This is a genomic window from Polaromonas sp. AER18D-145, assembly GCF_002379095.1.
Lineage (GTDB): Bacteria > Pseudomonadota > Gammaproteobacteria > Burkholderiales > Burkholderiaceae_C > Polaromonas.
In genome coordinates this window covers 18,993-44,096 of the sequence record NZ_NBZV01000022.1, presented here as the reverse complement: position 1 = coordinate 44,096, position 25,104 = coordinate 18,993, and the positions used below count along the sequence as shown (strand labels likewise).

Annotated in this window: 29 protein-coding genes, 1 tRNA gene and 2 pseudogenes; 16 read left to right on the top strand and 16 right to left on the bottom strand. The window is 65.3% G+C overall.

From position 1 onward, the window contains the following. The first annotated feature begins 40 nt into the window (after positions 1–40). The 3 genes from B7G52_RS12505 to B7G52_RS12495 all read left to right on the top strand — a co-directional run bounded on the left by B7G52_RS12505 (position 41) and on the right by B7G52_RS12495 (position 2,681). A complete protein-coding gene (locus B7G52_RS12505) occupies positions 41–307 on the top strand; it encodes a hypothetical protein (protein WP_141397451.1) in 267 nt (88 codons plus the stop codon). 111 nt (positions 308–418) lie between these two features. Further along, positions 419–637, top strand: coding sequence for a hypothetical protein (locus B7G52_RS12500; RefSeq protein WP_141397450.1), 219 nt, complete (start codon positions 419–421; stop codon positions 635–637). A gap of 10 nt (positions 638–647) precedes the next feature. Next, positions 648–2,681, top strand: a complete 2,034-nt coding sequence (locus tag B7G52_RS12495) for an ATP-binding protein (RefSeq protein ID WP_096697899.1) — start codon at positions 648–650, stop codon at positions 2,679–2,681. 38 nt (positions 2,682–2,719) lie between these two features. On the opposite strand, the pseudogene B7G52_RS24460 reads toward B7G52_RS12495, so the two are convergent. Next, positions 2,720–2,821 (bottom strand): annotated as a pseudogene (locus tag B7G52_RS24460) (TerB family tellurite resistance protein); the annotation flags it as partial. A 103-nt stretch (positions 2,822–2,924) separates the two neighbouring features. Here B7G52_RS24460 and B7G52_RS12490 point away from each other — a divergent pair. From B7G52_RS12490 to B7G52_RS12470, 5 genes are read left to right on the top strand one after another with little or no spacing between them, the layout of a single operon-like run. Next, a complete protein-coding gene (locus B7G52_RS12490) occupies positions 2,925–3,596 on the top strand; it encodes a TetR/AcrR family transcriptional regulator (RefSeq protein WP_096697933.1) in 672 nt (223 codons plus the stop codon). Further along, positions 3,593–4,810, top strand: coding sequence for an efflux RND transporter periplasmic adaptor subunit (locus B7G52_RS12485; protein ID WP_096697898.1), 1,218 nt, complete (start codon positions 3,593–3,595; stop codon positions 4,808–4,810). Before B7G52_RS12490 ends, B7G52_RS12485 begins: the two co-directional genes overlap by 4 nt. Beyond that, positions 4,807–6,000, top strand: coding sequence for an ABC transporter permease (locus B7G52_RS12480; protein ID WP_096697897.1), 1,194 nt, complete (start codon positions 4,807–4,809; stop codon positions 5,998–6,000). The genes B7G52_RS12485 and B7G52_RS12480 overlap by 4 nt, the downstream gene beginning before the upstream one ends. A 14-nt stretch (positions 6,001–6,014) precedes the next feature. Further along, the gene (locus B7G52_RS12475) at positions 6,015–6,740 is read left to right on the top strand and encodes an ABC transporter ATP-binding protein (RefSeq protein ID WP_096697932.1); all 726 of its coding nucleotides are present in this window, start codon (positions 6,015–6,017) and stop codon (positions 6,738–6,740) included. A gap of 39 nt (positions 6,741–6,779) precedes the next feature. Further along, the gene (locus tag B7G52_RS12470) at positions 6,780–7,169 is read left to right on the top strand and encodes a hypothetical protein (protein WP_096697896.1); all 390 of its coding nucleotides are present in this window, start codon (positions 6,780–6,782) and stop codon (positions 7,167–7,169) included. 188 nt (positions 7,170–7,357) lie between these two features. Here the strand turns inward: B7G52_RS12470 and B7G52_RS12465 are convergent, their stop codons facing one another. Then, positions 7,358–7,735, bottom strand: a complete 378-nt coding sequence (locus B7G52_RS12465; RefSeq protein ID WP_371329020.1) for a TerB family tellurite resistance protein — start codon at positions 7,733–7,735, stop codon at positions 7,358–7,360. Between the two features lie 278 nt (positions 7,736–8,013). Between B7G52_RS12465 and B7G52_RS12460 the strand changes: the two genes are divergently transcribed. The 3 genes from B7G52_RS12460 to B7G52_RS12450 are packed head-to-tail and all read left to right on the top strand — an operon-like array spanning position 8,014 to position 10,014. Next, positions 8,014–8,406: a hypothetical protein gene (locus tag B7G52_RS12460; RefSeq protein WP_096697895.1), complete on the top strand. Its 393-nt coding sequence runs from the start codon at positions 8,014–8,016 to the stop codon at positions 8,404–8,406. Positions 8,407–8,448: 42 nt separating this feature from the next. Then, a complete protein-coding gene (locus B7G52_RS12455) occupies positions 8,449–9,399 on the top strand; it encodes a DHH family phosphoesterase (protein WP_096697894.1) in 951 nt (316 codons plus the stop codon). 24 nt (positions 9,400–9,423) lie between these two features. Further along, on the top strand, positions 9,424–10,014 hold the full coding sequence (locus B7G52_RS12450) for a carboxymuconolactone decarboxylase family protein (RefSeq protein WP_096697893.1): 591 nt from the start codon (positions 9,424–9,426) through the stop codon (positions 10,012–10,014). Positions 10,015–10,024: 10 nt separating this feature from the next. On the opposite strand, the gene B7G52_RS12445 is transcribed toward B7G52_RS12450, so the two are convergent. Further along, positions 10,025–11,011, bottom strand: a complete 987-nt coding sequence (locus B7G52_RS12445) for a VCBS repeat-containing protein (RefSeq protein ID WP_141397449.1) — start codon at positions 11,009–11,011, stop codon at positions 10,025–10,027. Positions 11,012–11,361: 350 nt separating this feature from the next. On the opposite strand from B7G52_RS12445, the gene B7G52_RS12440 reads away from it, so the two are divergent. Beyond that, on the top strand, positions 11,362–11,988 hold the full coding sequence (locus B7G52_RS12440; protein WP_096697891.1) for a hypothetical protein: 627 nt from the start codon (positions 11,362–11,364) through the stop codon (positions 11,986–11,988). Positions 11,989–12,131: 143 nt separating this feature from the next. Here B7G52_RS12440 and B7G52_RS12435 read toward each other — a convergent pair whose 3' ends face one another. The 3 genes from B7G52_RS12435 to B7G52_RS12425 all read right to left on the bottom strand — a co-directional run bounded on the left by B7G52_RS12435 (position 12,132) and on the right by B7G52_RS12425 (position 13,868). Further along, on the bottom strand, positions 12,132–12,797 hold the full coding sequence (locus B7G52_RS12435; RefSeq protein WP_096697890.1) for a GDSL-type esterase/lipase family protein: 666 nt from the start codon (positions 12,795–12,797) through the stop codon (positions 12,132–12,134). A 27-nt stretch (positions 12,798–12,824) separates the two neighbouring features. Beyond that, positions 12,825–12,900 (bottom strand) — tRNA-Ala (locus B7G52_RS12430). Between the two features lie 71 nt (positions 12,901–12,971). Then, complete coding sequence (locus tag B7G52_RS12425) at positions 12,972–13,868, bottom strand: LysR family transcriptional regulator (protein ID WP_096697889.1); 897 nt, start codon at positions 13,866–13,868, stop codon at positions 12,972–12,974. A 97-nt stretch (positions 13,869–13,965) separates the two neighbouring features. Between B7G52_RS12425 and B7G52_RS12420 the strand changes: the two genes are divergently transcribed. From B7G52_RS12420 to B7G52_RS12410, 3 genes are all read left to right on the top strand, one after another. Next, positions 13,966–14,295 (top strand): hypothetical protein, encoded by a 330-nt coding sequence (locus tag B7G52_RS12420; RefSeq protein WP_096697888.1) that lies wholly within the window; start codon positions 13,966–13,968, stop codon positions 14,293–14,295. Between the two features lie 32 nt (positions 14,296–14,327). Further along, positions 14,328–14,597, top strand: coding sequence for a zf-TFIIB domain-containing protein (locus B7G52_RS12415; RefSeq protein WP_096669699.1), 270 nt, complete (start codon positions 14,328–14,330; stop codon positions 14,595–14,597). A 274-nt stretch (positions 14,598–14,871) separates the two neighbouring features. Then, positions 14,872–15,408: a DUF2242 domain-containing protein gene (locus B7G52_RS12410; protein WP_096697887.1), complete on the top strand. Its 537-nt coding sequence runs from the start codon at positions 14,872–14,874 to the stop codon at positions 15,406–15,408. A gap of 16 nt (positions 15,409–15,424) precedes the next feature. Here B7G52_RS12410 and B7G52_RS12405 read toward each other — a convergent pair whose 3' ends face one another. From B7G52_RS12405 to B7G52_RS12370, 8 genes are all read right to left on the bottom strand, one after another. Continuing rightward, a complete protein-coding gene (locus tag B7G52_RS12405) occupies positions 15,425–16,096 on the bottom strand; it encodes a class I SAM-dependent methyltransferase (RefSeq protein WP_240523436.1) in 672 nt (223 codons plus the stop codon). Next, on the bottom strand, positions 16,083–16,658 hold the full coding sequence (locus B7G52_RS12400) for a pseudouridine synthase (RefSeq protein ID WP_240523435.1): 576 nt from the start codon (positions 16,656–16,658) through the stop codon (positions 16,083–16,085). Before B7G52_RS12400 ends, B7G52_RS12405 begins: the two co-directional genes overlap by 14 nt. Beyond that, on the bottom strand, positions 16,655–17,062 hold the full coding sequence (locus B7G52_RS12395) for a DUF6691 family protein (RefSeq protein ID WP_096697886.1): 408 nt from the start codon (positions 17,060–17,062) through the stop codon (positions 16,655–16,657). The genes B7G52_RS12400 and B7G52_RS12395 overlap by 4 nt, the downstream gene beginning before the upstream one ends. Before the next feature lie 55 nt (positions 17,063–17,117). Then, a complete protein-coding gene (locus B7G52_RS12390) occupies positions 17,118–17,591 on the bottom strand; it encodes a YeeE/YedE family protein (protein WP_096697885.1) in 474 nt (157 codons plus the stop codon). Positions 17,592–17,669: 78 nt separating this feature from the next. Then, a complete protein-coding gene (locus B7G52_RS12385) occupies positions 17,670–18,383 on the bottom strand; it encodes a haloacid dehalogenase type II (protein WP_096697884.1) in 714 nt (237 codons plus the stop codon). Between the two features lie 378 nt (positions 18,384–18,761). Next, positions 18,762–19,289, bottom strand: a complete 528-nt coding sequence (locus B7G52_RS12380; RefSeq protein ID WP_096697883.1) for a hypothetical protein — start codon at positions 19,287–19,289, stop codon at positions 18,762–18,764. 362 nt (positions 19,290–19,651) lie between these two features. Continuing rightward, on the bottom strand, positions 19,652–20,557 hold the full coding sequence (locus B7G52_RS12375) for a M23 family metallopeptidase (RefSeq protein WP_240523434.1): 906 nt from the start codon (positions 20,555–20,557) through the stop codon (positions 19,652–19,654). Positions 20,558–20,594: 37 nt separating this feature from the next. Then, a complete protein-coding gene (locus tag B7G52_RS12370; protein ID WP_096697881.1) occupies positions 20,595–20,813 on the bottom strand; it encodes a hypothetical protein in 219 nt (72 codons plus the stop codon). A gap of 373 nt (positions 20,814–21,186) precedes the next feature. Between B7G52_RS12370 and B7G52_RS12365 the strand changes: the two genes are divergently transcribed. After that, entirely contained in the window at positions 21,187–21,912 is a 726-nt protein-coding gene (locus B7G52_RS12365; protein ID WP_096697880.1) for an SOS response-associated peptidase, read from the top strand. 71 nt (positions 21,913–21,983) lie between these two features. Here B7G52_RS12365 and B7G52_RS24455 read toward each other — a convergent pair. Further along, a pseudogene (locus B7G52_RS24455) lies at positions 21,984–23,015 on the bottom strand (methyl-accepting chemotaxis protein); the annotation flags it as partial. Between the two features lie 1,022 nt (positions 23,016–24,037). Beyond that, entirely contained in the window at positions 24,038–25,027 is a 990-nt protein-coding gene (locus B7G52_RS12355) for a restriction endonuclease (RefSeq protein ID WP_240523433.1), read from the bottom strand. Positions 25,028–25,104 lie beyond the last annotated feature (77 nt).

The window sequence follows — 25,104 nt, the reverse complement described above, 5'->3', positions numbered from 1 at the left end:
AGGCCATCGAGGTCGCGGCCCTGTTGCGCAGTTGGCGCCCGTGAACCTCGCCCCGCTCTTTGTCCCGATCCTGTTCCTGCTGGGCTGGGCCGCAGCCATCGTTCTGCTGTTCCGGCACCTGCGCATCCCGTCCAACCTGGGCTACCTACTGGTCGGCCTGCTGCTCGGGCCGCACATCGTGGGCCCGGTCGTCGGCGTCCCGCCGGTGCAGGCGCTGGCCGAGTTCGGCCGGGCCGCCCAGGCCAGGGCGCTGCAGATGCCGATCTCACCGGCGCGGCTCTGGCAATGGATGCAGTCCGGCGGTTGAACGCCTGACCGTCGATCGGTCGAAGTCAGGGGCGTTCTGGCCGCACTTCGGCCAACCGGGCGGACCGCCTGTAGCTACACTTTTTAACTACATTGACTTTGAAGGCGCTCCGTGTTTCGTCACCTTGTGGCCGCTATGGCCATGCTGTCAGGCCGTGCCCTCGCGCATGCCAAAAAAGCTGTTTATGCCTTCTCCCCGGTCAGTCCGTACGAGATCCATCTGACCGCTGCCTGCCGGAACCCGATCATCCAGCGCGTTTCTACCGTCCAGCGGGGTGGCACGGCCAGCCCGCTGGCCGTGCCACCAGCCGGCCTGCCCGGCCTGCGCTGAGCGGCTGCCAATGATCGCGCTGGCCCGACTCCTTCCGCAATCGCTGGTTGCGCGGGTCTACCTTCTTTACACGGTGACACTGCTGCTGTTTGTCTGCAGCGGCTTGTGGCTTTTTTATCATTACCAGTTCTCCGAAGCCGTCGAGAAAGCCCAGGACTCGGCGACCATGCTGGTCGAGGTGGCCGTGCAGACCATTTCCGACAGCGCCGTGATCGGGGACCATGACACCATCAAGCGCATCCTGGACAAGGTTGTCCTGCGGTCGCAGTTTTCGTCGGCCTCGTTCATCGATCTGGCAGGCGGGGTCATCGAACGCCGCAACCCCCAGCCGTCACCGGTGCAGCCCCCTGCGTGGCTGCGCGACGCGGCGGCAGCCCATCTGCATGACGTCCACCGGACCATTTCCCTGGACGGGCGTGACTATGGCGTGCTGCGCCTGGGTTTTGCGGTGGACCAGGTGGCTGCAGGCTTGTGGCAACTGATGCTGGCCGCCCTGGGGCTGGCGCTGGCCGGTGTTGCCGGCGGGCTGCTGCTGATCTGGTTTCCGCTGCGCCACTGGCTGGGTTCGCTGGAGCGCGTGAACACCTTCAAGGCGGACTTTCCTCGCCATGGCGATCCCGCGTCGAGGCCACTGCTGCTGCAGAGCCTGCCCCTGGAATTTCGCCCCACGTTCGAGGTTCTCGACCAGACCGCCCACAGCCTGAGAAAAGAGCTGGACAACCGCGAGGAGGCCTTGGGGTCGCTGCGCAGCGCGCTGGCGGAACTGCTGCCCCACGTTGCATCCGACGGTTTCGCAGGAAGTGACGACATCGCTGTGTTGTCCCGCACGATTGCCGACCTGGTGCAGGAGCGTGGGGCCAGGCGCGACGCACTGCAGGAGGCCGTCGCGGCAGCACAGTCAGCCAACCGGGCCAAAAGCGAATTTCTCGCCAACATGAGCCACGAGATCCGCACCCCCATGAACGGCATCCTGGGCATGACCGGCCTGGTGCTCAGAACCGAGCTGACGGCGCAGCAGAGACAGTTTCTCGGGATTGTGAAGACTTCGGCCGATGCCTTGCTGACCATCATTGACGACATTCTGGATCTCTCGAAAATCGAGGCAGGCATGCTCACCATGGAGCTGATCCCTTTCGATCTGCACCAGTTGATGGACGAAGCGGTTCAGTCGCTTTCCATGCGGGCCCAGGAAAAAGGGCTGCGCCTGAGCAGCACCATGGCAGTTGCGGTGCCCCGGCGGATTGTGGGCGAACAGGTGCGCCTGCGGCAGATTCTGTTGAACCTGATGGGCAATGCCGTCAAGTTCACCGACCGCGGCGAGGTCAGCGTTCACTGCACGCTGGAGCCCGGCGCATCCGGCGGCGCCATGCTGCACTTCACCGTGACGGACACCGGCATCGGCATTTCCCCTGAAAAGCAGCAGCATATTTTCCAGGCCTTCAGCCAGGAAGACACGTCGACCACGCGCAGGTTTGGCGGCTCGGGCCTGGGGCTGACAATTTCGCGCCGCCTTGTCGGCTTGATGCAGGGCGAGTTGTGGGTGGACAGCAGCCCCGGCGCCGGCAGCAGTTTTCATTTCACCATGGCCTTCACCGAGGACGCGACGCCCTTGCCGGCACCGGACGCCTTGCCGGTTTTCTCGGCGACCCTTCCGCCGGGGACGAAAGAGGAGCTGCCCGTGCTGGTGGTGGAAGACAACCTGATCAACCAGACCCTGGTGATGACGCTGCTGCAACGTGGCGGCTACCGCGTGACCCTGGCGGGCACAGGGCGGGAAGCCGTGGAGAAATTCCTGATGCACCGCTTTTGCATCATCCTGATGGATATGCAGATGCCCGACCTGGACGGCATGGAGGCGACCAAGGCCATTCGCCTGCTCGAACGCAAACAGGAGCGCTTGCGCACGCCCATTGTGGCCATGACGGCCAATGCCATGCGGGGTGACCGCGAGCGCTGCCTGGAGGCCGGCATGGACGACTACCTGGCCAAGCCCATCAAGACCGCGGAGCTGTTTGCCATCATTGAAACCTTGATCGCGGACTGACCAGGGGCGCGTTGGTCCCGGCCGGCACCTCTTTCAAGCTACGTCACCTGCCACATGGTTTCCACCATGTGGATCTTCTGCGTCTGCGTGAAGTGCTCGTTCATGGCGGAGGTGAAGCGGTGGTAGTCGTGGCTGGTCCTGGCCGTGTCATTTGACCTTGATCAAAGTTCGGTCGGATCCATGCCTGCGCGGCAACAGGCCTGAAGCCATAATCAAAGTAATTTATCAATTACTTGGATGCCCATGAATGCAGAAGCAAGCGGCAAGCGCCTCAAGCAGGCCACGGAAGTCCGCCAGGCCGGCTTGGTAGAGGCCGCCCTGCAACTGGCCGCACAGCGCAGCCCGGCTGACATCACCACGGGCGATCTGGCGCAGGCCGTGGGCATCAGCCAGGGCGCGGTGTTCCGGCACTTTGCCAGCAAGGAGGCCATCTGGCTGGCTGTGATGGACAGGGCTTCCGACACGCTGATGTCCCGGCTGCAAACGGCCGCTGGCACGGCGCCCACCCCGCTGGCAGCGTTGCAGGCGGTATTCATGGCGCATGTGGACTTTGTGGTGGCCCATCCCGGTGTTCCCCGGCTCCTCTTTCAGGAGCTGCAACACGCGCAGGACACCGCACTCAAGGCCAGCGTGCGCAGCCTGATGCAGAAATACCGGAGCTTGCTCATGGGTGTGTTGCAGCAGGCGCAGGACCAGCGCTTGCTGGCACCGGGCACGGACCTGCAGGCCGCCGCCGTCTTGTTCATCGGTTCGGTGCAGGGCCTGGTCATGCAGTCGCTGCTCAGTGGCGACGTCCGTGCCGTGACCACGCATGCTCTCGGGGTGCTCACGATTTACCTGCGCGGGCTCGCCGCCGGGAGAAGCCGGACACCGGCAACAGACCGGCATGCCCCCGCCTTGAAGGAGACCTCATGAAAGGCAAACTCCCGTTTTCACGCCGCATCACGCTGGGCGCCCTGGTCCTGGTGCTTGTGGGCGCGCTGGCCTGGGTGGCGCTGCGCACCGGCCCGCTGGCGGCCACGCGCATCACGGTCATGCGGGTGCAGGAGGGGCGTCTGGCCCCGGCGATTTTTGGCATCGGCACCGTGGAAGCGCGGCGCAGCTGGATGGTTGGCCCGACGGCGGCGGGACGGGTGCTGGCTGTCCGGGTGGACGTGGGCGACACGGTCAAGGCCGGGCAGTTGCTGGCCGACATGGACCCGGTGGATCTCGACCAGCGCCTCGCGGCCCTGGATGCCTCACTGGCCCGCGCGGGCAGCACGCAGGCAGCGGCGCAGGCCCAGTTGAAGGACGCTGCGGCCAGGCGGGAACTGGCCGCCATCAATGCCAGACGCAACCAGGAGTTGGCTGCGCAAAATTTCATCAGTGCCGCTGCGCTTGAATCCCGCATGCAGGAGAAAGCGTCCGCCGACGCTGCGCTGCAGGCTGCCCAGGCCAATCTGGCCGGCGCTGGCCAGGACGTGGCCCGCCAGAAGGCGGAACGCGCCGGCCTGCAGCAGCAACGCGGCAATGTCCGTCTGCTGGCCCCGTCCGATGGGGTGGTTACCAGCCGCGACGCCGAAGCCGGCACCACCGTGGTGGCAGGCCAGCCTGTGCTGCGCCTGATCGATCCGGCCAGCCTGTGGGTCAAATTGCGGGTGGACCAGGGGCGTTCGGCCGGCCTCGCGCCGGGCTTGGCCGCGAGCATCGTGCTGCGTTCGCATCCGGGTGCGCCCGTGCCGGGGCAGGTCGCGCGCGTGGAGCTGCTGGCCGACAGCGTGACCGAGGAGCGCATCGCCCAGGTGGCCTTTGCGCAGGCGCCGTCCGCCAGGGCGATGGGGGCCTCCGTGGGTGAACTGGCCGAAGTCACGCTGCAACTGCCCGAAACAGCTTCTTCACTGCTGGTGCCCAGTGCCAGCATCCAGCATCGCCAGGGTGAAACCGGCGTCTGGCGCATCGAGCATGGCAAGCCGGTGTTCGCGCCCGTGCGGCTGGGCGTCCGCAGTCTGGATGGCCAGGTGCAGGTGCTTGACGGCCTCAAAGCGGGTGACGAGGTGGTGGTGTACAGCCAGAAGGCTCTCACCCCCGGCGCCCGCGTGCAGGTGGTGGACACGCTGATCCAGGACGGACACAAAGGGGCCGTACCGTGATCAGTCTGGCCGGGCGCGACATTGCGCACAGCTGGGGCAAGTTTGTGCTCACGGGCCTGGGCCTGGGCCTGCTGATCGGTGTGACGCTGACCATGGCCGGTGTCTACCGCGGCATGGTCGATGATGCACAGGCCCTGCTGACCAACAGCCGGGCCGACCTGTGGGTGGTGCAAAAAGACACGCAGGGGCCGTATGCCGAATCGTCGAGCCTGAAAGACGATGTGGTGCGCAGCGTGCGTGGCATGCCCGGTGTGGCGCAGGCAGCCAACGTGACCTACTTCACCATGCAGGTTCAGCGCCATGACGGCGACGACATCCGCGCCATGGTGGTCGGGATGGAATCCGGCCAGCCTGGCGAACCGGGCTATCTGGTGGCGGGCCGCCAGCTCACACGCAGTCATTACGAGGCCGTGGCCGATGTAAAAACCGGCTTTGCCCTGGGCGAGCGCATTCGGATCCGCCGCCACGATTACGCCGTGGTGGGACTGACGCAACGCATGGTGTCCTCGGGCGGCGACCCGATGGTGTTCATTCCGCTCAAGGACGCCCAGGAGGCGCAGTTCCTGAAAGACAACGACGCCATCATCAACGACCGTACCCGAACCGCCACCAACCCGGCCTTCAACCGCCCCGGCGTGCCGGGCCTGCTTGATGCGGTGCAGGCGCTGCAGACCAGCAGCCACAACGTCAATGCCGTGCTGGTGCAGCTGGCACCCGGGTTCGAGGCCGGGCAGGTGGCCGAGCCGATTCGCCGCTGGAAGCACCTGGAGGTGTTCACGCGGGCCGGCATGGAGGAAATTCTGGTTGCCAAGCTGATTGCCACTTCGGCCAGACAGATCGGCATGTTCCTGGTGATTCTGGCGGTGGTCAGCGCAGCGATCGTGGCCTTCATCATCTACACCATGACACTGGGCAAGATCCGCGAGATCGCGGTGCTCAAGCTCATCGGCACGCGCAACCTGACGATCGCCAGCATGATCCTGCAGCAGGCGCTGGGCCTGGGGCTGATCGGTTTTGTCGTCGGCAAGGTGAGCGCCACTATCTGGGCGCCGGTGTTTCCCAAGTTCGTGCTGCTGCTGACGCAGGATGCCATGATGGGGCTGGGTGGCACGCTGCTGATCTGTGCGCTGGCCAGCACACTGGCTATCCGCGCGGCACTCAAGGTCGATCCCGCAGAGGCGATCGGATGACCCAGGGGATGGACATGACCCCTGCAACCCCGGCAAGCGCCGGCGGCATCCGCATTGAAGGCCTGCGCAAGGTGTATGGACAGGGCGACACCGCGGTCGAGGCACTCAGGAACGTCAACATGACCGTGGGCCCCGGCGAGGTCGTGGGACTGGTGGGCCCCTCGGGCTCGGGAAAGAGCACGCTGCTCAAATGCCTGGGTGCCATCATTGAACCCACGTCGGGGCGCATGACGCTGGGCAACGATGTGATTTACGACAATGGCTGGACCACCTCCGACCTGCGTGCCCTGCGGCGCGACCGCATCGGTTTTGTGTTTCAGGCACCGTACCTGATTCCCTTTCTGGACATCACCGACAACGTGGCCCTGCTGCCCATGCTGGCCGGCGTATCCAATGCCCAGGCCAGGGCCCGGGCGCTGGAACTGCTGACCGCGCTGGATGTGGCCCACCGCGCCAGGGCCGAGCCCTCGCAACTGTCGGGCGGTGAGCAGCAGCGCGTATCGATTGCGCGGGCTTTGGCGAATCGTCCGCCCGTGATCCTGGCCGACGAACCCACCGCCCCGCTGGACAGCGAACGGGCGCTCGCCGTCATGCGCATCCTGAACCAGATGGCCCGGCAGGCCCAGACCGCGATCATCGTGGTGACCCACGACGAAAAAATCATTCCCACGTTCAAGCGCATTTATCACATCCGTGATGGCCAGACGATTGAAGAAGCCGGGCAGGGGCTGAGCTTGTGATGCCGGATTGGCGCGCGCCGGACGCATGAAAGGACTTGCATGAACCTCTCCCGGCTCCTCAGGTTCCTCGCCGCGGTGGCCATCGTTTTCGGGGTACTCACGGTCTTCAGTGGTGGGCGAGCGCTGTTTGGCGGCGCAGAGGCACGCGCCGCCGTTGGCAACGCCGTGGACTTCGTGTTGTGGTTCAACTTTTTTGCCGGCTTCGCCTATGTGCTCAGCGGCTTCGGGCTGTGGCGGCGGCGTCGCTGGGCCGCCCGGGCGGCCAGCCTGCTGGCGCTGGTCACGGCCCTCGTGGCGGGTGCCTTTGCCGTGCATGTTGCGGGTGGGGGTGCCTATGAAACACGCACGGTGGGTGCGCTGGCGCTCAGGCTGCTGTTCTGGGGGGTGGTGGCCGTCGTGGCGCTGCGTGTATTGAAACCATCACGCTGACCCCGGCTGGCGGGAGTCGGTAAAAAGTGCCTGCAACCCTTTTAGAACGGGCGGAAGATGCTATCAATAACAGAGCATATTCAGGCGCCAAACTCCCGCTCAGGCATGGCCGGCGGCTTCCTTGGCACGCATCTTGGCGCCTATGTATTCGCCATGCGTGACATGCAGCAGCCCGGCAATCTTGCTGATCAGGTGGTTTCATGGGCGTCGAGGTGGGCGTCCGAATACGCCACCTCACACATGGTTTCCACCATGTGGATCTTCTGCGCCTGCGTGAAGTGCTCGTTCATGGCGGAGGTGAAGCGGTGGTAGTCGTGGCTGGAATTGGCCGTGTCTTCGGCCAGTTCCAGCAACCGGGCCAGCTCGTCGTCGGCGAGCGAAAATTTTTCGCGCAGCGTGTCCAGCACGGTGGCCTTTTCGGCGGCGGTGATGGCAGGGTCGGCACGCATGACTTCCACCAGCAGCACGGCGGTGCCCAGTTGCAGCGCATGGTCGCGCTCGCCCGGGGATGGGGCCTGGGCCGGCGCGGTGAAAGTGTCAAACAGGTCTTTGAGGGTTCTGAGCATGGGCTTCCTTGGGAGCTTTGCGGCCATGCGCGCAAACACTTGCACGATGGAGCCGGCGGGCGCAGATTGGTTCCCGCTCCGGTGCTGGGCGGCAGGCTTCCACGCCTTCAACAGGGACAAAGAGGGCGCCGCTGCAGGGCGGGAGAAGCCGGGTTAAAACATGAAACATCTTTGCTTCCCATCGTGCCTGACCCCTGATTCATGTCATGGCCGGGCGGTGCTTGCCGTGGAATACTGGGCATTTTGCGACAAGCTTTTCATGGAGTGCCGTGCCCCTGATGAACTGGTTGAAAAAACTCCCGAACTCCCGGCGCGCCGCCAGCGGCCTGGAATGGACGCTGTGGCGCAAGCTGCCGCTGATTGCCGCGGTGGGCACGCTGCTGCCCCTGCTGGTCCTGGGGCTGGTGTACCTGTTCAACGATCCTGCCGCCGGTGCCGCCCAGGCGCGCTGGGAGCAGATGGTGGGCTACATGGTGCTGGGCGCGATCCTTTTCCATTGGTCCATGGTGGTCACGGTGGCTTTTGGTTGCGTGGTCGTGATGATCATGAAAGGCCCCGGTTATGTGGCCGACGGCCTCTGGGTGTCGCACAGCGACCGGCCGCGCGACGGCATGGAAAGCGTCGAAGAGGCCGCCAGCCGCCGGCCGCCCCAAGAAGCCCAGCGCGACTGATCCGCGAAGAAGCCCCCGCCGCTGGGCGACAATCAGAGGGCCATGAAAACCATACTTCCCCTGCAACTGCTGGTTGCCCCCGACAAAAACGACCCGCAGCCCCTGGTTCTTTACCACGGCCGCGGCTGTCCGGACGGCTTTGCCGCGGCCTTGGCCGCCTGGCTGTATTACGAAGGCCGGGCCGAGCTGGTGGGGCTGGACCACGGCGACACCCGCTCGGTCGATGACCTGCCGGCGCTGGCCGGGCGCGCCGTGTACATCCTCGACTTTTCGTTTTCCGCCGACATCCTGCGCGGCATCGAAGAACGCGCCGCCAAACTCGTGATGCTGGACCACCACAAAAGCGCCGCAGAAAAACTCTCGGGGTTTGCCTGCCGCTGCGGTGTGGTGCACTTCGACATGGACAAATGCGGCGCCCGCCTGGCCTGGGAGTTTTTTCATCCCGCCGCCCCCTTGCCGGACCTGGTGCGTTACATCGAGGACCGCGACATCTGGGTCTGGCGCCACCCCGAGAGCCCGGCCTTCCTGGCTGCGCTCGACATGGAGCCGCACGACTTTGCGCGCTGGGCGGCGATCGCCGCCTTCAGCCCCGAGCAGGTGGCGGCCTTCATGGCGCGCGGCCAGGCCATGGACGAAAAATTCAGCAAGCTCGCGGCCGGCATCGCCGAGAACGCGCAGCCTGTCACCTTCAACGGCCAGCATGGCCTGATGGTCAACGCACCCGGCGTGTTTCACAGCCTGGTGGGGGAGATGCTTTCAAAACAAAGCGGCACCTTTGCGCTGATGTGGACGGTGGCCCCGGGTGGTGTCGTCAAGGCCGGTCTGCGTTCGCAACGCGGCTTTGACTGCATCGCGCTGGCCGAGAGCATGGGCGGCGGCGGCCACGCGCAGGCCTGCGGTTTCAAGATGGGCGTCGCGCGCCTGCCCGAGCTGCTCAGCGGCGTGTTTGACGCGGCCGCAGCGCCGGACGCCAGCGCCCGGCAACCCACCTGAAAACCATCCACGGACACCCCAGCCATGCCACGCCTTGCACCCCTGCCGCCCGACACCACGCCGGCGCTCAAACCGCATTTCGATTTTTTCCTGACCACGCTGGGGTTCACGCCCAACAGTGTGCTGACCATGCAGCGCAAGCCCAAACTTGTGCAGGCGCTGGCGCAGCTCAATGGCGCGGTGATGGACCCCGAAGGCGAGGTGGACCTGGGCTTTCGGCGGCTGATCGGCCATGTGGTGAGCAAGGTGGCGGGCTGCCTGTACTGCCAGGCGCACACCCTGCTCGGGGCCAGAAACTTCGGCATCAGCGAAGCCAAGCTCGCCGACGTCTGGAGCTATGCCAGCAGCCCGCTCTACAGCCAGCGTGAACGCCTGGCCCTGGACTTTGCCCTGGCCGCGGCCAGCCAGCCCAACGCCGTGACCGACGAACAGTTTGCACAGCTGCAGCAGCACTGGAGCGACAGCGAAATCACCGAAATCCTCGGCGTGGTGGCGCTGTTTGCTTTTTTGAATCGCTGGAACGACACCATGGCCACGCCGCTCGAAGCCAGCCCCGCGGCCGTGGCCACGCAGGCCCTCGGCGATCAGGGCTGGACGGCGGGCAAACACGGGTGATGGCGCGGCCCTAGGGCATCAGCGTCACGCGCCACCACGAGGCGTCCGCCAGCAGCAGGCAGCCGCCACCGGCCAAAGGGGTGAGCCGTTCGACGCGGGCCGGCAGTGGCTTGGGATCGGCAAGCTCTGTCCATTGTCCCGGCGCGTCCCAGCGCAGCGCATGCAGGGCCGCAAGCTGCATGTCCGGCACAACGATCGTGGGCCGGCTGCCAGACTGTTCAACCGTCACCGCCAGTTGCTGCTCCAGCGCGCCCATGCGATGGTTGGAGACATCCATCGCCCTGGCGTAGACCTCGAGCCGGGGCGGGCGAAAGTGGTACAGCGTGAGTACGCCGCCCACATGGGGTGTGGTCACGCTGGCAATGTCAGGCTTGCCGTCGCCATCAAAGTCGGCAACGCCCACCGGGTTGAGCCAGCGGAAGGTGGCGCCAGCATAGGGGCTGCGGGCCACTTCGGACAAGGCCTGGCCTGAATCCGCGTCCCTGGCGGCGCGGGGCTGCGGGCTGGCGCGCAACCCAAACACCACCACAGCCGCACCACGCAGCGCGTCTGCTTCGACAAGAATGATTTCATCGCGTCCGTCCGCATCCAGATCGGCGAGCCGGGGCACCCTGTCTTCAAACACCCGGTGCAGCGGCAGGTGATACACCAGCTCTTGCGACGCACCCGATGCGCCGGTCACCAGCACATGCAGGCTGGCCGCGTGGACCGGTGAACCCAGCGCCGCGTGCGGGTAGCGTGCGGTGGGCGAGCCCAGCCAGGCCCACAGAATGTCCTTCTGCCCCTGCACGGCCTGGCTTTGCGGCAGGCGTTGCCTGGCCGCTGCGGATGGCGCAGGCGGGGCCGGCGCATGAACGCCACACTGGGCTGACGACGCTTCCACCCGGAGCTCCATCGCCGAGGACGTGCCGGCCAGCGCCCATGAGGCCAGCAACAGGGGCAAGCCGCGGCGCAGCAGGTATGGGAGCCGGGGTTGGCCCGGGGAGATGGATGTCATGAAGATGGGGTCGTACCGGGCTGACTTTTCTTACACGAATCATGCCCATGTTGGCAGGGGTGTGCCGCGTTGCGAAGGTCGGACGCCGGACTTGCACCAGCGCGTCGGTTCCTGCGCGCATCTGGATACCACTGCAGTCGCGCGGTAAATGCCCGGTAAATCTCCGTTTTTCTTACACGGCGTTCACAAAGCCAGGCCAACAATGGCCTCACTGAATCACACACAAGCCTTCAAAAAGCAGCGATTCAGGAGCAGCTCCCACCGCCGCTTGCCGACCCTGGAAACCGCTCCAGCCACCGCAAGCTGCCCACCGGGCTGCTGGTTATTCATCCGCATCGCAGGAGAACCCCATGAAATCGAAACTGTTGACCGCTTCCTTGTTGGCATCCGCCTTGTTCGCCGGTCTGGGCATGGCCCCGGCGATGGCGCAGGGCAACTACACCCCGGGCATTGATCAGTCGCAGCAGGCGATCGGTGCGCGCATCCAGCAGGGCATGGCGTCCGGCCACATCACGCCTTCCGAGGCGCAGGCGCTGTACCAGCGTGACCGCGACATCGAAGCCCGCGAAATGCGCTTCAAGGCCAACGGCAGTGCCAACCCGCAGGAGCGCCAGCAGTTGCGCGCCGACCTGGGCGCCCTGAGCGCCGATGTGGAACGCATGATGGCCAACCGCGACGTGGTCCGTCCCGGCTATGCAGACCAGGCCGTCGCCACCCCCGGCATCGACCAGCGCGCGCAGGAGATCAGCCAGCGTATTGACCAGGGTGTGCGCTCTGGCCGCATCACCCAGCGCGAAGCGCGCAGGCTGTACAAACGCGAGCGTGTGATTGAGCGCCAGGAGCAAGCCTTCAAGTCTGACGGTGTCGTGACCCAGCAGGAGCGCCGGCAACTGCGCGCCGAGCTGTCTGCACTGCGCGACGACGTGGAGCGCATCATGCGCAACGACCGCCGTAACGGCCGCGACGGCCACGGTTAAGGCCGACACCGGGCGTTCACAGCGCACGGACAAAAAGCCAGGCAGTGCCTGGCTTTTTTATGCTTGATGAGGAAAAATGCTTTCAGCCCAATAAATACCTGCGCAGTTTGCTATTAAAAGCATAGCTGCTGAGCGACGCAGGCTCATGCCAGGTATTGGTTTTCGCGCAGCCAGGTCGCCAGGCGTTCGGCAAACACCTTGTAGCCCTCGGCATTGGCGTGAATCTGGTCCGAACGCAGCTCGGGCCGCGACAGCACATGCGACCAGCCGCCGGCAAACAGCGGCACGGCTGTGGCGCTGGCGACTTCGGCATACACCCCATGGTCTTTCAACGCGCCGGTGGTCAGCGCCATCAGTGCCGGCTCGGGCTGCGCAATCAGCACCACCTGCGCGCTGGCCGCGGCCGTCTGCACGATGGACGTGAGCGCGGCACGCGTGCGCTCCGGCGGCAGCCTGCGCAAAAAGTCATTGCCGCCAATCGACACCAGCACCAGGCCCGGCGTGTTGGCCTGCAGCAGCGCCGGCAGGCGGGCCAGCGCGCCTTCGGCCGTGTCGCCATTGACACCGGCGTTCTGCGCCACGCGGCCGGTCAACTGCTCGAGCAAGGGCGGGTAGGCGGTGCCCGCCGGCGCGCCATAACCGAAGGTCAGCGAGTCACCGAGGCACAGCAGCGTGGCGTCCTTCGCTAATGTTCTGGCTGTGGGTTTGGCCGATTTCGAGCAGCCGGTGGCCAGCAGCAGGGTGCTGGCAAGGCTGCCGAGCAGCCACTGGCGCCGCGTGGTGGCGGCCGGGTGGGGCAGGGGATGCATGAAGCTGACGAAGTGAACGAAAAACTTTGGTGGAGAGGAGGAGGATCGAACTCCCGACCTCTGCATTGCGAACGCAGCGCTCTCCCAGCTGAGCTACCCCCCCACACCAGTAAATTCTAGCGAACTGCGCCGCGCGCCGCCAGCCCTGCCGGGGCCCGCTTCCAGCTTCCCGGTTCAGGCGTGCCGCGGTCGGGCGGCCGCCAGCAGCTTTTGCACCAGCGGGTGCAGCAGCTTCTTGTGCGCGGCGAGGGCGTAGACGTGTTCTTCCACGCCCTCGCAAGGCCCCACCCGCCTGACCTGGTAACGCCCGGTCATTTCCTCCTGCACCAGCTCGGCCGCTGGAAAGACGCCCATCCCGGCCGCACCGAAAGTCTTGAGCAGCGCGCTGTCTTCAAATTCGCCAGCGATGTTGGGGGTGATGTCCAGCCGCTCGAACCACTGGTCGATGGGGGCGCGCACCGCGCTGTGGCTGGTGGGCAGCAGCACCGGGACCCGGGCCAGCGACTGCGGGAAACCCCGGCGCGCCGCGGCATACAACGAAGGCGGCGCATACCAGGCCAGCGGCGAAGAAGCGAGCGGGTGGCTGTACAGCTTGACGTTGGGGTTGGGCGGCGCGGGCCGGTCCGCCAGGATCACATCGAGGCGGTGCAGCGCCAGGTCACCGAGCAGGTCCTCGAACTCGTCCTCGTGGCAAAGCACCCTGAGCCTGGGCTCATGCATGACCGGCTGCAGAAGGCGCCGCACCGCCAGCTTGGGCAGGCCGTCGGAGATGCCCACCGCCAGCCGCACCGTCGGGGTGCTGGCTGCCTCGCGCACCGCGGTCGGCAGCTGTTCGCCGAGCTGGAAAATCTGCTCGGCCTGGCGCATGGCCGCAGCGCCTGCCGGCGTGAGCGCCACGCCGCGGCCCTCGGGTTTGAGCAGGGCGTAGCCCAGCGAGCGTTCCAGTTCGCGCACCTGCGTGCTGACCGTCTGCACCGCCATGCCCAGACGGTCGGCGGCGCGCGTCATGCCGCCTTCCTTGGCCACCACCCAGAAATAGTAGAGGTGGGGGTAGCTGAAGTCTTTGCTCATGTTTCTGTTTTTCAGAAGTATTTATTCACAATTATCTGCTTTTAAAGAAGTACGTGTCACGGTATCGTCAGAGCCTTACAAAGCGAAGGACTCCCACATGCAGATCATTTTTGAATCGCGCGAACCCTGGCTGGAGCGCCTGCGCGGGTTGGCAATGCGTCGGGTGCGCCAGGCCACGCGCCCGCTCGGCTGGCTCGCGCCGCGCGCCAGGGTGCAGATGTCGGACGTGCAGGGCGCCCGGGACGGCATCGACAAACGCTGCCAGGTCGAATTGAGCGCCGAAGGCGCCGGCACGGTGGTGGTCACGTCGATCACCCGTGACTGGGGATCGGCTCTGCAAAGCGCGTTGTCGCGCGCTGTTCGGGCGCTGCTGCGCAAGCTGCAGCCCGCCCGCACCCGGCGCCGCGCCATAACTCACCAGCGCTGAGCGCTGCCGTATAACCCTCGAAAGGAACACCCATGAAATGCCCCGTTTGCCCCGACGCGACCCTGCTGATGTCTGAACGCCAAGGCGTCGAAATTGACTACTGCCCCCAGTGCCGTGGTGTCTGGCTGGACCGCGGAGAGCTCGACAAGCTGCTGGACCTCTCCGCCGCAGCGCCCGCCGCCCGGCCGGTTGTCCAGCCGGTCCAGCAGGTCCAACCTGACTTTGTGGACTCGGATTACCGGCACGGCAAGCGCGGCTATCCGCGCCGGCAGAAATCCTGGCTCAGCGAAATTTTCGACTGAGCCCAGGCTTCCTCCAACCCTTCATTTCCACCGCCCATCTGTTTCGCACAGATCCCGGCGGACAGTCCGGCGGCTTTGCAGCTTTTTTACATCGTGCATGCGGCGGCAAGCAACCCCGGCGGGAGATCAACCGCCGGTGGCTGTGGTACGCTGGTTTGCATGGATGACGCCGCGTTGTGTGTGTATGCCCCCACCGCTTTGCCGGGGCGGTCCGGCACGTCTGGCGCTCCAGAAGACTGATGCCAAGGAGTACCCGGCTTTGAACCTGTTTTGCATGCGTTTTCCACCGGCGGGCCGGCTTGGCCTGTGTGCGCTCGCCGGCCTGTTGGCAGGCTGCGCAGCCCCCATCAAGCAGTTTCCCTTGCAGGAGCAGTTCGCATCAACCGCCACTTACTCGCGCCTGTTTGACGCCACGCCCGCGCAGACCTGCGAGGCCTCACGGCGCGCGCTGCTGAGCCAGGGCTACCTCATCAACACCGCCAGAAAAGACCTGGTGGATGCCCAGAAAAGTTTCCAGCCCGAGCCGGAGGCCCACCTGCAAATCGCCATTCGCGTGGTGTGCGCGCCGGAAAGCATCGATGGCAAGGTCAGCCTCGGTTTTGTCACGGCCCTGCAGGACACGTATGCCCTGAAGAAAAGCAACAACTCGGCCAGCCTCGGGGTGGGGGCGATCGGGTCGGTCTCGCTGCCCTTCAGTGCCAGCAATGACTCGCTGGTCAAGGTGAGCAGCGAAACCATCACCTCCGACGCGTTTTACGACCGCTTTTTCGACCTGGTCAAGCGTTACCTGGTGATGGGCGACACCGAGTAAAGCGCACAGGCCGAGTTCAGGCGGGCAGGGCTTCGCCCCAGTAGTGGAAGGTGAAGGGCCGCGGCCCGGGCAGGTAACGTGTGTGCAGGTCAGGCAGCACAAAGCCGGCTTCCTGCAGCAGCGCCGGAATGTCGCGCCCCAGGTGGCAGCCGCCGGCCACCTTTCCCCACAGCGGCTGCAGCCGCTCCTGCCAGCGCCGCACCGAGGCATCGGGCGCGCGGCCATGTTCGCAATACAGCAGCCGGCCACCGGGCGCCAGCACGCGGCGCATTTCCTTCAGCGCGGCCAGCGGGTCGGGAATCGTGCACAGGGTGTAAGTCATCAGCACCGTGTCCACACTCGCGTCGGGCAAGGGAATTTTTTCGGCCGACAGCGCCAGCAACTCCACCTCCAGCCCGGCCTGCGCGATGCGTTCGCGCGCCAGCGGGTGCAGCGCCAGCGCCGGGTCCAGCGCGATGATGCGGCTGACGCGGGTCTTGTCGTAGTAAGGCATGTTCAGCCCCGTGCCCACGCCCACCTCCAGCACGCGGCCGCGCGCCAGCGGCACCACCAGCTGGCGCTGGCGGCCCAGCATGGGCAGGCCGCAGGCAAAGTCCAGCGCGCGGGGCAGGATGTGGCGGTCGTACCAGGACGTGCCGGCATCGCGCTGCAGCGGCTCCTTCGCCGGCCCATTTTCAGGCATCGTCATGGTCAGTCTCCTGCGTCAGTTCCCGCCAGCTTCCCGGCGCCAGGCCGTCCAGGCGGTAGGGGCCGATGGCGGCGCGGATCAGGCGCAGCGTCGGAAAACCCGTGGCCGCCGTCATGCGCCGCACCTGGCGGTTGCGGCCTTCGCGAATCACCAGCTCGATCCAGGCGGTGGGAATGGCTTGCCGTGTGCGTATCGGCGGTTCGCGTTCCCCCACCTCGGGCGGCGGCACCAGCAGGCGGGCCCTGGCCGGCAGCGTGAGGCCCTCCTTGAGCTGCACGCCCGCACGCAGCGCCTGCAACGCGGCCTCGTCGGGCACCCCTTCGACCTGCACCCAGTAGGTTTTTTCCATCTTGAAGCGCGGGTCGCTGATGCGGGCCTGCAGCCGGCCGTTGTCGGTCAGCAGCAGCAGGCCTTCGCTGTCGGCGTCGAGCCGGCCGGCCACGTACACGTCCGGGATCGCAATGAAGTCCTTGAGCCCGCGCCAGCGTCCTTCTGGCGTGAACTGGCTCAGCACGCCATAGGGCTTGTTGAAAAGGATCAGGCGGGCTGGGCTGTCGTTCACTTCGCCCGCAGCCCCTGCACCAGCGCGCCCAGCGAGATGCCGGCCAGCGCCCACAGCAGGTCCCAGTTGCCCGCGCCCAGGCCCGCAATGGCCGGGCCGGGGCACACGCCGCACAGGCCCCAGCCCACGCCGAACAGCGCCGCGCCCACCGCAGTGTCGCGGTTCCAGGCGCTGGGGTGGGCGTGGAAGTGGTCGCCCAGCAACGGCCTGGCCAGCAGCCGGGGCGCCAGCTTGTAAACCAGCGCCACCACCACGACGGCGCCACCCATCACCAGCATCAGCCCGAAGTCTTCAAAGCGCAGAAAGCTCAGCACCACCTCGGGCCGGATCATGGTCGAGTACGACAGGCCGAAGCCAAACAGTGCGCCCGCCGCCAGCGTGGCCAGGCCGCGTGCGGCGCTCATTGCGCAGCCTCCGCGCGACGCGCTGCGGTATTCACCTTGGGAACGGCCCGGCGGTTCATGCCAGCCACCTTGCAGCCAGGTTGGCCGTCAGGAAGGCGGTCGCCATGAAGGTCAGCACCGCCATCAGGGAGGGGAGCTGCAGCGAGCCCAGCCCGCAGATGCCGTGGCCCGAGGTGCAGCCATTGCCCAGCCGCGCGCCGTAACCCACGAAGAAGCCGCCCACCAGCAACTGCCACACCGGCACCGCCGTGGCTTCCGGCTTGCCACCGGCAAAGCCCAGCCACCACACCAGCGCGCCGAGGATCAGGCCGGCCGCATACACCAGCCGCCAGCCGCGCGACTCGACAAAACGCGCCTGCTGGAAAAACGGCCGACGCAGCACGAAGGACCAGGTGCTGGAAAACACCGTGCTCATGCCGCCGATGCGGCCCGTCAGCACGAACAGCAGCGACGTGCCCAGGCCAATGATGAGGCCGCCGAGCAGGTAGTGCTGCCAGCCGAGGGGGAAGAGGGAAAGTGAAAGGTTCATGGGATGGAATTATCCGTGAGCGCAGGCCTTCTTGTCGCTGAATGTTGCCAGCGGGATGCGCCCTCGCTGCCTCCGGCCTCAGCAGCCCAGCTGCTCCGCCAGGGCCAGCAGGTCTTTCGCGTGCCAGGTGTTGGCGGGGTCGGGCGACACGTCCTTGGGTTGCGCCGCGCCAAACTCGGCCGGTCGCTCGATGTAGGCGGTCTGCAGGCCGCAGGCGCGGGCAGCGGCCAGGTCGTCCTGGTGGGCGGCCACCAGCATCACGTCGGCGGGCGTCAGGTCAAACACTTTGGCCACGCCCAGGTAGGTGGCCGGGTCGGGCTTGTAGGCGCGAAAGACTTCAGCCGACAGGATGCAGTCCCACGGCAGGCCCGCGCGCTTGGCCATGTTGGTGAGCAGGCCGATGTTGCCGTTGGACAGCGTGCAGATCGTGAAGCGCGACTTGAGCCGCGTCAGGCCCGCCACCACATCGGGCCACGGGTCCAGCCGGTGCCAGGCCTTGTTCAGGTGCTGCTTTTGCGCCTCGCTCAAATCGGCCAGGCCGAACTGGCCGAGGATGCCGTCGAGGATCAGCCGGTGCAGGTCATCAATCAGCGTCCAGCCCAGCTCGCCGGCCATCACGCGGCGCATGGCCGGCTGGTAACCGGCGCGCCAGGCCAGCGCAAACGCGGCGCCGTCCACATCTGGGCGCAGGGCCTGCACTTCGCGCGTTATGCCGCTGTGCCAGTCCACCACGGTGCCAAAAACATCGAAAGCCAGAACCTGGGGAAGCGCGGGTGGGGGTGGTGTGGTCATTTGCGCATTATCCGCACGCTGGGAGCCGGCGATACGCGCCACGCGCCGGGCCGCTTCAAGCTGCCGATGAAAAAGACCAACGCCCGGAAAGGTGGCTACCTTTCTGGGCGAAGAATGCTACATATTTGATAGCTAGTGGCGCTCGCCCCTCAAGGGGCGAGGCCATTCTTTCTTCTTAAAGAGCAACGGCGCAGGTAGTCTGGGCCGGTTTTACTCCCTCTCCCCCTGGGAGAGGGCGGGGTGAGGGCTGGCGGACTGTGCCAAGAGCTATCGTAGGTTGTGGCTTGCTGGCCCTCACCCCAACCCTCTCCCGGAGGGCGAGGGGGCAAGAAAAGCGTGCTGCATGCAGCGACTGAGTCGTTACCTTAAAAATCCGTATCAGGCGGCCTTGGCAGCGCGCCGCTGGCTGAAGGCCGAGCTGCGTTTGGTCTTGACGGTGGTGGCGTCGTCGCCGGCGATCTTGCCGGCCAGGTCGGCGGTTTTCTGCTCGATCTGCGCGGCCAGCTTGCTCAGCGCCAGGGCGCCGGGTGCACTGGCCTGGGCCAGCGTGGCCAGGGTGCTGACGCCGGTTTTTTCTTCAAACAGCGCGGCGTTGGCGGCGGCGCGTTCGACGCCGGTTTCGGCCAGCTTCACCAACTGGCTCACCACCTGCTGCGCGCCGTCCGAGCTCAGGGTCAGGCCCTTGCTGTAGAGCGCGCTGAAGGCCAGCTGCGCGGCCGTGGCGTTTTTGGCGACTTCAGCGCTCAGTTCCGAGCGCGACTGTTTCAGCGCGCGGTTCCAGCGCTGCTCCAGCTCGCTGACCACACGCTCGCCGCCGGCGCGGTAGGCCTCGATCACGTGGTTGGCGGTATTGCCGTAAGACTCGATCAGGTCGGCAGCAACGGCAGACAGGTTTTTGGCGCTCATGGGGTTTCCTTGGGGAAGTGGTTCAACAATGCCCCAATCATGCGGGTTTTCCCTAGTGTTTGCGACCTAGTGGGCTAGGGGCGGGCATTCAGAACCGGGCCGCGACCGGGCCAGAGAGCCGAATTTGCTACGTTTTTGGGAGCTACAGGCGCACGCAGCTATTGGGCTGGAGGCACATTTTGCATGTAAATTTGCGCTTAACCGTTCGGGCTGAGCTTGGCCTGTCCTGAGCTTGTCGAAGGGTCGAAGCCTGTTTGCGTTGTGGCCACCCTTCGACAGGCTCAGGGCGAACGGGGGTGGTGTCGCCTGAAAAACAGCATGGGCACTCGCCCGCAGGCCGCCCCCACCGGCGGCGCCACGCCTCAGGCGGCCAGAAACAGCGCCGGGTCCACCATGGTGCGGTTCAGCATCACGCCCCAGTGCAGGTGCGGCCCCGTGACGCGGCCGGTGGCGCCCACGGTGCCCACACGTTCGCCGGTTTTCAGCACATCGCCCAGCTGCACGTCGATGGCGCTCAGGTGGCAGACCATGCTCAGCAGCCCGCCGCCGTGGTCCAGCCAGACCGTGCTGCCGTTGAAAAAGTAGTCGCCGGTGTCGATCACCCGGCCCGGCAGCGGCGCCAGCACCGGCGTGCCCGTGCCGGCCGCGATGTCCATGCCGCTGTGCGGGCTGCGCGCCTGCCCGTTGAACACGCGCCGCAGCCCGAACGAGCTGGAGCGCCGTCCCGGCGTGGGCACCTGCATGCGCAGGGCCTGCGCCAAGGGCTGGCTGAACGTCGCCATCACCACAGCCTGGTGCGCGCGCTCGCGCTCGTAACGCGCCAGGTCTTCCGGCGACAGGTCCACCGTGCGCGGCGAGACCTTGAGCTGCTGCTCGCGGTAGCGCTTGGGCGCCACCGTGTAACCCAGCGGCCGCTGGCCGCCTTCGGGTGCCTGCACGGCAATGCTCGCCTCGCCGGGCGCGGCCGACAGCGTTATACCCACCAGCGCCGTCCACTCGATCACGTCGCCCACCACCAGCAAGGGCACGTCGCCATCGGCCTGCAGCAGATGCGCCACCGGCCGCAGCGCCGCCGGGCCCAGCGAGAGCCGGGCAATGCCGCCGGGCACGGCCAGCGCGCGCGGCCAGACCCCGGAGGAAGACGGCGACGGCGCGGCTGGGGCGGCGGCAAGGCGCGCAGCCGGCCAGGCCAGCAGGCCCATGCCGGCGAGCAGGGCACAACGGCGGTTAAACAGCGCGGGTGCGGGGTGAGGAGGGCGGGTGGGCACGGTGCGGACGGGCAGGTTGGCTTGTTTGTTTGCTGATTTATTCCGGTATCCAGGTGATCTTGCCGTCTTTCACATAGTCGTCAAACTGGGTGATGGGAATGGCCGTCAGGCCGGCGATGCCCGGGGCATCTTCCCAGCTCAGGGTGGCGCTGTCGAAAGACAGCGCGACTTCCACGCGCACCTGCGGAATCGTGATGGGCGCACCGTCACCCGGTGTGTAAGTCACGTCACCGGTAATCATGGCGAACTGGGGCATGGCAATCTCCTGGAGGGATGGGTGAATGATGTGAACGGCAGCGGGTGCAGTGTTGCACTAACAGGCCGCAGAAAACATATTACGCGCGGAGACGGGTGTTGTGTGTCGGCGAAGGACGCGACTTGCGGCAGCCAGGGCATCAAACTATTGAGACTTTCCTAAATCATGACAGGCCACTTACGACCGTTCGCCCTGAGCTTGTCGAAGGGCCCTTCGTCCTTGCTCAGGACAGGCTTCGACCCTTCGACAAGCTCAGGACAGGCCAGGCTCAGCCCGAACGGTGTGGTGGCATGAATTACGAAAACAAGTGCAACGCGGGGCGGGCGGAGCCGTTCTGCAGCGCCCGTTGGCTGCACTGCGATAGCATCACCGCATGAGTACCCAATACGAGAGCCTTCACCCCGCCACGCTTTACCCCGATGCCTTCCATGTGGCGGCCCCTGCTTCACCAGTGGGGCGCAAGGTGTGGCCGCGCCAACCGGGTGTCTTCATCCGGGCGGCCCTGGCCGCAGAGCCTCAGGAAACCGCAGAGGCTGCAGAAGAGGTCGAAGAGGCCGCAGACGCTGACCAGCCCCCGCGTGAGGCGCTGGTGCGTGAGTTGGTGACCGGGCAGTTCGGCCTGGTGCCGCGCTGGGTCAAGTCGGCGTCTGACGCCAAGCTGCGTTCCACCAAGCTGGTCAACGCCCGCTCGGAAACCGTGACCACCTCCAACAACTTCCGCGACGCCTGGCTGGGCGGGCAGCGCTGCATCGTACCCATGATGGCCTTCATGGAAGACGACTGGCGCAGCGGCAAGGCCGTGCCCACCCGCATTGCCCGGCTGGACGGCAAACCCATGGGCGTGGCGGGCTTGTGGGAGAGCTGGACGGGCGCCGACGGCGACGTGATCATCAGCTACACCCTGCTCACGGTGAACGCCAACAGCCACGCCCTGATGAGCCGCTACCAGCAGCCCGGCAACGAAAAACGCATGGTTGCGATTTTGAACGAGGGCGCGGCCGATGCCTGGCTCAGTGCCCGACCTGAAAAAGCCAGGGAGTTCATGCGGGCTTATCCGGCCAACTGGCTGACCGCCAACCCGGTTGAGAAGAAGAGCTGATCTTCCGGCGCAGGGCACGCCAGCCCTGTCGGGCTGGGGTGCTGCCGGCTACCCACCACGCAGCAACCCTCTTAAAACGTTTCCCAACTTCCTTCCGCGGTCGCCAGGGCACCTGCATGGCTCAACTGCCGCTGCACAGGGGTAGCCACGGCCTGTTTGGGCCGGGGCGGCTGCGTGGGCGTCACGTGCGGATGGCTGTGGGCGGTGTGCCGCGCTGAATCGCCTTGTCCGGGGTGTTGTTGCTGATTCAGCCTGAACACACTGACCACCTGGCTCAGCCCGCTGGCCTGCTCCTGCAGGGAGGACGCTGCCGCGGCCGCCTCTTCCACCAGCGCCGCGTTTTGCTGCGTCACCTGGTCCATCTGCGTGATCGCCTGGTTGATCTGCTCGATTCCGGCGGTCTGCTCCTGGCTGGCCGCCGTGATCTCGGCCATGATGTCGGTCACGCGTTTGACGCTGTCCACAATCTCGTCCATGGTCTTGCCGGCTTCGGCCACCTGTTTACTGCCTTGCTTGACCTTGCCCACGGAATCGTCGATCAAACCCTTGATCTCCTTGGCCGCTGTCGCACTGCGCTGGGCCAGGTTGCGCACCTCGGCGGCCACCACGGCAAAACCTCGTCCTTGTTCTCCGGCACGTGCAGCTTCCACCGCAGCGTTCAGGGCCAGGATGTTGGTCTGGAAGGCAATACCGTCGATCACACCGATGATGTCGACGATCTTGCGGGACGAGTCGTTGATGGCGCTCATGGTGCCCATGACCTCGGCGACCGAGCTACCGCCGCGAACGGCGACGCTGGAAGCCGAGACGGCCAGCTGGTTGGCTTGGCGGGCGTTGTCGGCGTTTTGTTTGACGGTGCTGGTCAGCTCTTCCATCGACGCGGCGGTCTCTTCCAGGGAGCTGGCCTGCTCTTCGGTACGGGACGACAGGTCGTGGTTGCCGGCGGCGATCTGGCTGGAGGCTGTGGCTATGGTGTCGGTGCCGCTGCGGACTTCGCCGACCACCCGGGCCAGGCTGCTGCACATTTCTTTCATCGCAAACAACAGGCTTGATTCGTCACCCGCGCGGGTCTGCACATCCATCGTCAGGTCGCCGGCAGCGATGCTGCTCGCAATAGCCACCGCGTAGTCGGGCTCACCACCGAGTTGCTTCATCACATCGCGGGTTAGCCAGAAGGTGATTCCAACACCCAGCAGAATGGCAATACACGCCATGACCACACTGATCAGCAGCATCCGCTGCGTGAATTGATGCAGTTCTGCTTCAGTGCTTTTGGCTGCCTCGTTTTTTGCCTTGATGAACTCCTGCAGACGCCCGCGCATATCGCGCCAAGTGGGTGTTTCGGCGGTGTTCAACAGGCTTTTGGCGGCATTCGAATCACTCAGGGCGAGCGCTGCAATTTCCTTCTGCAGAAGCGCCTGCTTGTCACGCAAATCGCCGATCTTCTGCAGGATTTTCAAGGTGTCCCCGTCCCCTTTCGAAAGGGATAACGCCGCCTGGTAGGAAGTTTTGAATTCGTCGCTGGCAGCGTCCAGATTTTCCTGCGCTTTTTTATTCGTGGGGTCGAGCACGATATTGCGCAATGCCTGCCCCATCTGCAAACCCTGGGCGTACAAATTGCTCCCGGCTTGAAGCAAGGCCTGGTCCTGCTGGAGAAAATTCTCGAACTGGCTTTTCGCGTTCTGCATGCCTACCAGCGCCACCCCAATGGCCAAGGTGAAACAGGCGCAGACCAGCGCCATCACGGAAATCATCTTGGTTCGGAGTTTCATGGTGCACTTCCCTTTTTTTAATTTCACAGAAAGAGCTGTGGCGGTTCGGCGGCGGTCGATGCCATTTAAATGGCTTCAATACATCCAGGCGGGATACGCAGGACTTCACACGCTTCGCATTCACGGGCCCACGCAGCCGGGTGCAAAAACCAGCCGATACGCTGGCAGCCCCTGCTGAGGCCTTGCCGGTGCCTCTTATTGAATAACGGCAAGTTGCGCCAAAACTTGAGGTCCAGCTTATGAGGGGGTGATTTGTGGGAAGGCTGGACGGGGGCAGACGGCGACGTGATCATCTAAAAGAGCTGATCAGGGGACCGGTCCCAGTCGTTCGCAGCGACTAATGGGCGGAGTCCCTATGCAGCCACCGCCATTTGCATACGCGTTTTGCAGCGCGGGTAGTTGCTGCAACCCCAGAATCCGGCTCCGCCTTTAGCCGGCGTACGTTCGACCAGCTTGATGCCGCAACTCGCGCAAGTGGGGCGCCAGTATTCGCCTTCATGAGCAACGTCCAGCAAGGCTTGCTGCTGTTCGGGCGTGCGTTTGGCAATCAGGGAGAGCAGGGCGGTACCATCGAGCGCATTGATGCCGTTGTCTTTTGCAAACTTCTGTGCATCGGCGGTATAGGTAGACGTGGTCGCATAGGTGCCGCGGTTGAGCTGGTGCGAAGCCATCACGCCGTAGAACTCGCGTATCTCTTTCACAGTCACTGCCTTGCCGTTCCAGTGCTTGCACTGCACCACGGCCACCGGACCTTCTGCGTTGGCCGAGTGCAGCCAGATGTCCACGCCGCCGTCGGCGCCATGGGATTGCGCCCGTGTTGCAAATCCCGCCTGCGCAAACAGTGTTTCGCACACTGCCTCAAACCGACGCCATTCGATAGCTGCGAACACGGCGGGACTCCATTGGGTGGCGAGCCGGCGGGCGCTGACCGCTCTGGAAAAAGGCTCGCGCCTGTCCTCAGCTGCAGAACCCCCCGGGGCTGGAGGAATGGCTTGGCCGAAAGCGCTCTGGCGATCGGTTGGCTCCTGGCGCCTGGCCGCAGAGTCTGTCAGGCTCGCAGCCGGTTCAACCTTGCTTTTCAACAGCAAGCGAATGCCCAGCAGCACCAAGCCAATGCCCAGCGCCATCCAGCCGGGAACCCGCAATGCGCCTGCAAGGGGCTTGAGCATCGGCGAGACCCCGAGAAACAGTGGCACAACCAGTAAACCAATCCCTAATGCTGTGAGGGACGCGCCTTTCTCCAGCAACTCGTCGAGTCCGCTTTTCTTCTGCTTGCGGGTTTTTGACCGTGGCATGTTTTTTCCTGTATCTACACTGCGCCAGTTCACTCTAACCAAGGTCAATCACATTGTCGCCACGCTTGACGCCGGCGCTGCTCAGTATCTCGAGCGTGACGTTGTCGGGGAGGTGAGGAAAGGGA

Bases quoted from the DNA above. Each gene is read 5' to 3' on its own strand.
- B7G52_RS12490 (WP_096697933.1), top strand. From the start codon at position 2,925: ATGAATGCAGAAGCAAGCGGCAAGCGCCTCAAGCAGGCCACGGAAGTC.
- B7G52_RS12365 (WP_096697880.1), top strand. From the start codon at position 21,187: ATGAGTACCCAATACGAGAGCCTTCACCCCGCCACGCTTTACCCCGAT.
- B7G52_RS12470 (WP_096697896.1), top strand. From the start codon at position 6,780: ATGAACCTCTCCCGGCTCCTCAGGTTCCTCGCCGCGGTGGCCATCGTT.
- B7G52_RS12495 (WP_096697899.1), top strand. From the start codon at position 648: ATGATCGCGCTGGCCCGACTCCTTCCGCAATCGCTGGTTGCGCGGGTC.
- B7G52_RS12450 (WP_096697893.1), top strand. From the start codon at position 9,424: ATGCCACGCCTTGCACCCCTGCCGCCCGACACCACGCCGGCGCTCAAA.
- B7G52_RS12415 (WP_096669699.1), top strand. From the start codon at position 14,328: ATGAAATGCCCCGTTTGCCCCGACGCGACCCTGCTGATGTCTGAACGC.
- B7G52_RS12385 (WP_096697884.1), bottom strand. From the start codon at position 18,383: ATGACCACACCACCCCCACCCGCGCTTCCCCAGGTTCTGGCTTTCGAT.
- B7G52_RS12420 (WP_096697888.1), top strand. From the start codon at position 13,966: ATGCAGATCATTTTTGAATCGCGCGAACCCTGGCTGGAGCGCCTGCGC.
- B7G52_RS12435 (WP_096697890.1), bottom strand. From the start codon at position 12,797: ATGCATCCCCTGCCCCACCCGGCCGCCACCACGCGGCGCCAGTGGCTG.
- B7G52_RS12460 (WP_096697895.1), top strand. From the start codon at position 8,014: ATGAACTGGTTGAAAAAACTCCCGAACTCCCGGCGCGCCGCCAGCGGC.
- B7G52_RS12370 (WP_096697881.1), bottom strand. From the start codon at position 20,813: ATGCCCCAGTTCGCCATGATTACCGGTGACGTGACTTACACACCGGGT.
- B7G52_RS12475 (WP_096697932.1), top strand. From the start codon at position 6,015: ATGACCCCTGCAACCCCGGCAAGCGCCGGCGGCATCCGCATTGAAGGC.
- B7G52_RS12485 (WP_096697898.1), top strand. From the start codon at position 3,593: ATGAAAGGCAAACTCCCGTTTTCACGCCGCATCACGCTGGGCGCCCTG.
- B7G52_RS12445 (WP_141397449.1), bottom strand. From the start codon at position 11,011: ATGACATCCATCTCCCCGGGCCAACCCCGGCTCCCATACCTGCTGCGC.
- B7G52_RS12410 (WP_096697887.1), top strand. From the start codon at position 14,872: ATGCGTTTTCCACCGGCGGGCCGGCTTGGCCTGTGTGCGCTCGCCGGC.
- B7G52_RS12440 (WP_096697891.1), top strand. From the start codon at position 11,362: ATGAAATCGAAACTGTTGACCGCTTCCTTGTTGGCATCCGCCTTGTTC.
- B7G52_RS12380 (WP_096697883.1), bottom strand. From the start codon at position 19,289: ATGAGCGCCAAAAACCTGTCTGCCGTTGCTGCCGACCTGATCGAGTCT.
- B7G52_RS12395 (WP_096697886.1), bottom strand. From the start codon at position 17,062: ATGAGCGCCGCACGCGGCCTGGCCACGCTGGCGGCGGGCGCACTGTTT.
- B7G52_RS12465 (WP_371329020.1), bottom strand. From the start codon at position 7,735: ATGCTCAGAACCCTCAAAGACCTGTTTGACACTTTCACCGCGCCGGCC.
- B7G52_RS12425 (WP_096697889.1), bottom strand. From the start codon at position 13,868: ATGAGCAAAGACTTCAGCTACCCCCACCTCTACTATTTCTGGGTGGTG.
- B7G52_RS12455 (WP_096697894.1), top strand. From the start codon at position 8,449: ATGAAAACCATACTTCCCCTGCAACTGCTGGTTGCCCCCGACAAAAAC.
- B7G52_RS12405 (WP_240523436.1), bottom strand. From the start codon at position 16,096: ATGACGATGCCTGAAAATGGGCCGGCGAAGGAGCCGCTGCAGCGCGAT.
- B7G52_RS12390 (WP_096697885.1), bottom strand. From the start codon at position 17,591: ATGAACCTTTCACTTTCCCTCTTCCCCCTCGGCTGGCAGCACTACCTG.